Origin of the sequence: Methylocystis suflitae (assembly GCF_024448135.1) — a bacterium.
Lineage (GTDB): Bacteria > Pseudomonadota > Alphaproteobacteria > Rhizobiales > Beijerinckiaceae > Methylocystis > Methylocystis suflitae.
In genome coordinates this window covers 1-686 of sequence record NZ_JAMRYX010000016.1, presented here as the reverse complement: position 1 = coordinate 686, position 686 = coordinate 1, and the positions used below count along the sequence as shown (strand labels likewise).

Here is a 686-nt window from a genome sequence, read left to right as displayed (position 1 = left end):
TGACGCCGCCAGCTTTCGATGACGATCCGCGCTTCCTTGAGCGAGTAGAAGATCTCGCCGTTGAGCAGTTCGTCGCGAAGCTTCGAGTTGAAGCTCTCGCAATAGCCATTCTCCCATGGGCTGCCTGGCTCGATGTAAGCGGTCCTGGCGCCGACAGCGGTTATCCAATCCTGCACGGCCTTGGCGATGAACTCGGGGCCATTGTCCGAACGCACATAGCAGGGAACGCCACGCAGGATAAACAGATCCGATAAGACATCGATCACAGCCGTCGAGTTGAGCTTACGATCTATGCGGATCGCAAGACACTCGCGCGTGAACTCATCGATGATGTTCAACATGCGATATTTGCGTCCGTCATGCGTTCGGTCTTCGACGAAGTCGTAGGACCAAACATGGTTCGGATGTTGAGCTATGCGGGATTTTGGGTGACGGCGTGAATCAAGCGGCGGATTTCTTCTCGGACGCGACTTCGATTCCGTCTCGGAATGTTACACCGCTCACGACTTTCGGCAACTGATTTTGTCCTTGTAGTCGTCGCCAGCTTTTCGCCGCGGCCATCACCAGCTTGAAGACCATGAGGCGCGCCGTGTCTTGCGAGAGCGCGCCTTTCATGCGAACCGTGCGATGCCGAACCGTGGCGAATGCGCTCTCGATTGGGTTCGACGTGCGCAGATGCGTCCAGT

2 pseudogenes are annotated in these 686 nt (G+C 56.6%); both read right to left on the bottom strand.

Annotated features, from left to right (window positions below):
- A pseudogene (locus NEI07_RS00960) lies at positions 1–410 on the bottom strand (DDE-type integrase/transposase/recombinase); the annotation flags it as partial.
- Positions 411–441: 31 nt separating this feature from the next.
- A pseudogene (locus tag NEI07_RS00955) lies at positions 442–686 on the bottom strand (IS256 family transposase); the annotation flags it as partial.